The organism is Mycobacteriales bacterium (assembly GCA_036497565.1).
Classification (GTDB): domain Bacteria; phylum Actinomycetota; class Actinomycetes; order Mycobacteriales; family QHCD01; genus DASXJE01.
Window position 1 is genome coordinate 1 of the sequence record DASXJE010000070.1, and the last position, 6,296, is coordinate 6,296.

The following is a 6,296-nucleotide window of genomic DNA, read 5'->3' on the forward strand; positions in this document are numbered from 1 at the left end:
GCGGATCAATAGGGGAGTTCCGGACTACGAACTCGACGAGCGCATCGTGGTGACCGAGCCGCACGAGTTGCGTGCAATGTCCGACCCGCTGCGGGGCACGATCCTGGATCTTCTTCTGGAGCGCGCCGCGACGGTGAGCGAGCTCGCCGAGGCATTGGGCCGGCCCAGGAGCACGGTGGCGCACCACGTGAAGGTGCTCGTCGACGCCGGAATGCTTCGGGTGGTGCGCACGCGCCGGGTGCGGGCGATCGAGGAGCGCTTCTACGGGCGCACCGCACGGACCTTCTACGTCGGCCGGGTGCGGCCGGAGGACGTCACACCCCCACCCTGGGCGAACGAGCTCGCCGACGCCGCCGAGGAGTCGATGCCGGCGTACCAGGCCGACGAGATGCGGGCGTTGCGCCGGCACGTTCGCATCTCGCACGAGCAGGCCGGCGAATTCTGGGAACGGGCCATGGCCCTCGTCAGCGAATTCAGCCAACTTCCGCGAGAGGGGGACAGCCCGTACTCGTTCGTCGTCAGCCTCTACCCGGCCGACTACCCGACACTTCCCGACCCGGCTGCCAGCGATCCCGCATAGCGCCGGTGCCCGCACGATCCAACGCAGAGGAGCGTCATGACCACACTGACCGAACGCCCCAACACCGCGCTCATCGTCATCGACGTCCAGAACGACGTCATGGCCGGCGGGCACAACCGCGACGGTGTCATCGCCAACATCGCCCTGCTGGTGGACAAGGCCCGAGCCGAGAACGTGCCCGTCGTGTGGGTGCAGCACTCCGACGACGGCCTGCCCGAAGGCAGCGACGGCTGGCGGTACGTCCCGGAGCTCACTCAGCAAGAGTCCGAGCCGGTGGTGCACAAGAAGTACGGCGACTCCTTCGACGACACCGACCTCGAGGACGTGCTCGCCCAGCGCAAGGTCGGGCGGCTGATCGTGACCGGTGCGCAGACCGACGCCTGTATCCGGTCCACCCTGCACGGAGCGATCGTCCGGGGCTACGACGCGACGTTGGTCGGCGATGCCCACACCACCGAAGACCAGAGCCCGTGGGGCGCTCCGCCGCCGGACAAGGTCATCGACCACACCAACCTCTACTGGAGCCAGCACGAGGCTCCCGGCCGGACGGCAGGAACGGTGAGCACCGAGGCCGTGAGCTTCGGCTGAGACTCCGAGGTCCCGGCCACGCCGCCCGCAGCCGAAAACCAGGTTCGGACGCGGGTGGTGGTGGTGTGTGATCGGGGTATGGCGGTCGTGTTGGGCACGCCGGGAGTCGACGGGCTTTGTGCGGCCGTGGGCGTGCTGCGGCAGTGGCAGCACGACGGGGCGCCGATGCAGCTGCATCCGGGGGACCTGGGTTGGTTCTGGCGGTTCGGCGCAGAGGCGACGGCTGCGGCGGTCCGGACCTGGCGCCGGGAAGGACGGATTCTCGCCGTCGGGCTGCTGGACGATCCCCAGCTGATCCGGCTGACGATCGCGCCAGACGCTCGGCGGGACGAGGAGTTGGCGCACCAGCTGGTTGAGGACGTGACCGAGCCGGAGCGCGGCGTACTGATCGAGCGGAAGGCGTCCGTCGAGGCGCCGATGGACGCACTGGTCCAACCTCTGCTGTCCGAGCATGGTTGGAACGCCGACGAGCCATGGACGCCGCTGCGCCGCGACCTCACGGAGCCGGTCAAGAACGCGGGCGTGCGGATCGAGGTGATCGGGCCGGAGCAGGCGCAGCTGCGGGCCGCCGTGCAGCGGGCATCGTTCGACAGGTCGACGTTCACCGACGAGCGGTGGCATGCGATGGCGGCCGGATTGCCGTACGCCGACGCCCGGTGTCTCGTTGCGTACGACGACGAAGGCAACGCGGTGGCGGCGGTGACGGTGTGGTCGGCCGGTCCGGGGAAGCCCGGGTTGCTCGAGCCGATGGGTGTGCACCGCGAACATCGCGGTCACGGCTACGGCACGGCGATTTCCGTCGCCGCGGCGGCTGCACTTCGGGGGCTGGGCTCGTCGAGCGCGATCGTCTGCACCCCGAGCGTCAACGTCGCCGCCGTCGCCACCTACAAGTCAGCCGGCTTCCAGCAACTCCCTGAAGTCCGGGACCAATACCGGGTCGCCTAGTTGACACTCCCTGCCTGTCACGCCGGCCGCGGGCTCAACTGCGGTGTGAAGGTGCGGACGAGGTCTGCCGTCCATTGTTCGGGGATTTCCCACGGGATGAAGTGGCCGCCGTGGGGGTGGGCGGTGATGTTCGTGTGGTTGTACCAAGCAGAGCGGTCGCTTGCTAGGAACGATTTGATGCGCTCGTCGGCGCTGTTGACTCCCGGGGGGTTCTCGTAGTCGACGAACGTGATCCCGGTCGGCGCCTCGATGATCGGCGTCCGGTCGTGGGACGGGGTCCAGGGATAGCGATTGTTGTTGGCGTAGGTGCGGATCGAGCTGGCGATGGCGTTGCCGGTCCAGTAGATCGTGGCGTGGGTGAGGAGATCGTCGCGGCTGAAGACGGTGTAGATGTCCCCGCCGTTGTCGGACCACTTCATCCATCGTTCGAGCAGCCAGGCCAGCATGCCGACGGGGGAGTCGGAGAGCCCGTATCCGAGTGTGCTCGGTGCGAGCAGGTGTGCGGCGAGGTGCACTGCGAATCGTCGCTCGATCTCCAGCAGACGTTTCCGTTGCTCGTCGGGCAGCTCTGGTGGAATGGGCCTGCCGCCGGAGAAGTCCCAGGCGCGATCGCCGGTGAACAGGTCGAGCTTGAGGGCCGAGCCGATGTGGATGGCGTACAGCTCCTCGGCGTACTTGTGGCCAAGCTGTCCGGTGATGAGGGCGCCGACGTCGCAACCGGCGGCGGCATACCGGGCATGGCCCAGTGTCTGGGTCATCAGCTCGTGCCAGAGGTCGGCGATCTTCCAGAAGTTCATGTCCGGGCGGGTGGGTGTCGAGTAGCCGAAGCCCGGTAGGGACGGGACGATCACCTCGAATGCGTCCGTCGGGTCGCCTCCGAACTTGGCCGGGTCGGCGAGCCGGTCGATGACTTTCGACCAGTGCCAGAAGGTCCACGGCCATCCGTGGCTGAGGATCAACGGTCTGGGGTTCGGTCCGACGCCGGGCTTGTGCATGAAATGAACGGGCGTGCCGGAAACGTCGACCAGGTAGTGCCCGTAGGCGTTCATCGCCCGCTCGGCGGCTCGCCAGTCGTAATCCTCGGCCCAGTACTGCGCCAGCTCTTGAAGCAGGGCTCGGGGGACGCCATAGCGGCCGTCCTCGTTTCCCTCGTCCGGTGGCCAGATGGTCGCCCGCAGCCGCGACCGCAGGTCGTCCAACACCTCATCCTTGATATTGATCGGAGTCGGCGACAACGCGTCCAGGCCGCTACTCATGTCACATTCCCATCCTCAGAGTTGTGGTCCGGCTCGCCCGCCAGTTCAACGATCTGGTCGAGGACATCCGCGATGCCCAGCAGACGGTCGCGATCAGCCGGTGGGAGTCGGTCGACCAGACGGCGCAGCCCCTCCACTCGTTTGGCGCGACGTCGCGACACGATCGACCGTCCAGCTGCGGTGAGAGACAGCATCGAGGCACGTCCGTCACTCGGGTCCGGGCCACGTCGGACGAGCCCGTCACGTTCCAGCTTCGCTACCGCCGCCGTGAGCGCGGGCTGTTTGATCTGCTCCGTCCGAACCAAGTCGCTGAGTCGGCACGTCCCTGTCCGCGACAAGGTGTGCAGTACCGACAGCGAGGTGAAGCTCAATCGGTCCACGGCCGGGATCCGGATGAACACCGTATTGAAGTCTTCGATGGATCGGGCCAGCCGCTCCATCGGCGAGATCGTCCGCACGTCCGCGAATATATCAAATTTCGATCTAAAGTGTCGCGGACGTCTCCCGGACGTCGATCACAGGAATGGCCGCACCTCGACCTTCCGATTGCAGTGCTTGGATCCGTCGGCGGCGAGCTTCCGCGCCACGTCGGGGTCGGGTGCGTCGATGATCCAGAAGCCGGCGAGGTACTCCTTGGATTCCAGGAAAGGCCCGTCGGTGACCAGCGCTCCCTCGCCCCGGTTGTCGATGACGGTGGCCGCGTCAGGCGAGGCGAGGCCGCCGGCGAAGACCCAGTGTCCCTCGGCCTGGAGCCGGTCATTGACCATCTCCTCTGGTGTCAAGGTCGGGTGCATCCGCTACGACCGCGGTCTGGTCCGTCCGGCGTAGGAATCATCCCGTGGTCGTACGACGACCATCCTGCGCTCCGATGCGCTACAGCGGCTTCATGAGCACGCTGGGGACACCAGGAAGCGCCTACGAGCAAAGGGAAATCGCTGTGATCTCCACACGTCGCAATGCGGCACAAGTTCTGCGCGCTCTGGCCTTCGCTGCCTGCGTGCCCTATCTCGCGCTCAAGATCGCATGGGCGTCGGGCAGCCGCATCGGCATCCCCGATGGCAGCACGCTGCTCGAGCACCACACCACGATGATCGTCGGCAGCATCGAGAGCGCCCTGCTCGATTCGATGGTGGTCGTGCTCGCACTGCTGCTCACCCAGCCATGGGGTCGACGGGCGCCGGTCTGGCCCCTCATTCTTCCGGCCTGGGGCGCCACCGGTCTACTGAGCCCGATTGTGGTCGGCTACCCGCTGCAACTCGGCGCTCGGCTGCTGGGTGGAACGGCCGCGCCCTCCGGCGGACCTGCCGGCCGCCCGTTCCTGGACGAGTGGGTGTTCACCGTCGTCTACACCGGCTTCATCGTCCAGGCTCTCGCCCTGGGAGCGCTCTTCGTCCTGTATGCACGCGCGCGCTGGGGACATCTGTGGCGAGGCCGGATCTCGGAGCTCGCGGGGCAGCGTCCGACGCGTGGCGTGCAGCGAGCCACGGCTCTGATGGCCTCGGCAGTAGTGCTCGTGCCGTTGACAGCCCATCTGCTGTGGGCCACGGGTTCGACGAGCGGACTCACCGCCACCAAGATCGCCGGACGGACGAGTGATTTCTACGCGCTCGAGGCGGCGTACGTCTTGTTCGCGGTGATGACGGTGACGGGGTTGCTGCTGGTCGCGTTCCCACGCGCCGGCGCGCTGCCGCTGCGGCTTCCGCTGACCCTGGCCTTCGTCGGATCCGCCGCGCTCGCGTGCTGGGGCGGCTACCTGATGATCACTGCGCTGGAAAATCGCGACCCGTCGCAGCGCATCACTGAGCTGATGAATGTCACGTATTCGACGCAGCTCCTCGCCGGGATGTTGGTCCTCACCATGGGGGCATACTTTTTCGCCGAGCGCGTCGCGCAGCGGGGCCATGGTGAAGAGAGCGTGGCGAGTCCGGACTCCGAACTCCACATCGTGCTGACGCACGAGTGGGACCACGAAGCAGTCGTTCCGGGACTGCCGGGCTAGGGCAACCGAACCGCAGCCGGAGTTGGACCTCAGCCTGCGCGAAGGCCGAACTCGTTGCTGTCCGGGTCGGCCAGCTCAACGCCGTCAGACAGGTCGCGAAGACGGGTCGCGCCGAGCGAAACAAGTCGTTCGGCCTCGCCGGTGGGATCAGCGGTGACCAGATCGAAGCGCTGTCGATTCCTTCCGTACTTACGACCCCAGGCGTCCCACGAGATCTTGGTGCCGCCGAGCGGCGACTGGACCGCCGTCTGCTCGTTCTCGTCCCACACGAGCGGCCAGCCCAGCGCGTCGCGCCAGAAGAGGCCCACCTGCCGGGTCCCGTCACAGGTCACCTCGCCGAGGTAGCCGGAGCCGGCCAGGTACTTGTTGCCGGGCTCGATGACGCAAAGTTCGTTGCCGCCCGGGTCAGCCAGTACGACGTGGGGGTCTTCAAGCCCCACGTCAATCTGACGGCCACCCAGGCGCAGCGCCGTCTCGACGGTGCGCCGCTGCTCTTCGATGCTGCTGCTGGTCAGGTGCAGGTGCAGCCGCCGTGGGCCGAGCTGCTCGGTGTCCGAGGTGACGAAGCGGAGTCCGACCTGCGTCTCGTCACCCGGTACCAAAGCGCCGCGCGCCTCTGGGACAACCTCCCGGTCGAGCAGCCCGGCCCAAAAAGCCGCGACCGCGGCCGGGTCGGCGACGTCGAAGGTCACCGTTTCCAGTCGAAGCGACACGGCCGGACTCTAGGACGGCCTCGCGGTCTTGGCTACCGGCGTAGTGAGGAGCAACTACTGCGCCGATCCGAGTTCGGGTATTCAGCGCCTGGTCTCGTACCTGGTCAGGAGCACGCCGTCGGGAAACGTCCGGGTCTCCACCAGGTTCAGGTTCACCCAGTTGTCCAGGGCCGTGAAGAACGGCGTGCCGCCGCCCACCAGGACCGGGTGGGTGA

The 6,296-nt window shown here is 67.2% G+C and carries 9 protein-coding genes; 4 read left to right on the plus strand and 5 right to left on the minus strand.

The genetic code is table 11. The features are described 5' to 3' along the window. The 3 genes from VGH85_06025 to VGH85_06035 all read left to right on the plus strand — a co-directional run. Positions 1-580 (plus strand): winged helix-turn-helix domain-containing protein (locus VGH85_06025; GenBank protein ID HEY2173355.1); only part of this gene is annotated, 580 nt, incomplete at its 5' end. Positions 581-616: 36 nt separating this feature from the next. Beyond that, positions 617-1,168: a cysteine hydrolase family protein gene (locus tag VGH85_06030; protein HEY2173356.1), complete on the plus strand. Its 552-nt coding sequence runs from the start codon at positions 617-619 to the stop codon at positions 1,166-1,168. 78 nt (positions 1,169-1,246) lie between these two features. Beyond that, positions 1,247-2,113 (plus strand): GNAT family N-acetyltransferase, encoded by an 867-nt coding sequence (locus VGH85_06035; GenBank protein HEY2173357.1) that lies wholly within the window; start codon positions 1,247-1,249, stop codon positions 2,111-2,113. 17 nt (positions 2,114-2,130) lie between these two features. On the opposite strand, the gene VGH85_06040 is transcribed toward VGH85_06035, so the two are convergent. The 3 genes from VGH85_06040 to VGH85_06050 are packed head-to-tail and all read right to left on the minus strand — an operon-like array spanning position 2,131 to position 4,163. Beyond that, positions 2,131-3,369 carry an epoxide hydrolase gene (locus VGH85_06040; GenBank protein HEY2173358.1) on the minus strand — a complete coding sequence of 413 codons (1,239 nt, stop codon included), beginning with the start codon at positions 3,367-3,369 and terminating at the stop codon, positions 2,131-2,133. After that, positions 3,366-3,827 carry a MarR family transcriptional regulator gene (locus VGH85_06045; GenBank protein ID HEY2173359.1) on the minus strand — a complete coding sequence of 154 codons (462 nt, stop codon included), beginning with the start codon at positions 3,825-3,827 and terminating at the stop codon, positions 3,366-3,368. The genes VGH85_06040 and VGH85_06045 overlap by 4 nt, the downstream gene beginning before the upstream one ends. A gap of 57 nt (positions 3,828-3,884) precedes the next feature. Then, positions 3,885-4,163, minus strand: coding sequence for a YciI family protein (locus VGH85_06050; GenBank protein ID HEY2173360.1), 279 nt, complete (start codon positions 4,161-4,163; stop codon positions 3,885-3,887). 74 nt (positions 4,164-4,237) lie between these two features. Here VGH85_06050 and VGH85_06055 point away from each other — a divergent pair, with 74 nt between their 5' ends. Beyond that, entirely contained in the window at positions 4,238-5,368 is a 1,131-nt protein-coding gene (locus VGH85_06055; GenBank protein HEY2173361.1) for a hypothetical protein, read from the plus strand. A gap of 29 nt (positions 5,369-5,397) precedes the next feature. Here the strand turns inward: VGH85_06055 and VGH85_06060 are convergent, their stop codons facing one another. Together VGH85_06060 and VGH85_06065 are read right to left on the minus strand one after the other, a co-directional pair. Continuing rightward, positions 5,398-6,081 carry a VOC family protein gene (locus tag VGH85_06060; protein HEY2173362.1) on the minus strand — a complete coding sequence of 228 codons (684 nt, stop codon included), beginning with the start codon at positions 6,079-6,081 and terminating at the stop codon, positions 5,398-5,400. An 81-nt stretch (positions 6,082-6,162) separates the two neighbouring features. Continuing rightward, the coding region (locus VGH85_06065) for a dihydrofolate reductase (GenBank protein ID HEY2173363.1) at positions 6,163-6,296 on the minus strand (134 nt) is incomplete at its 5' end.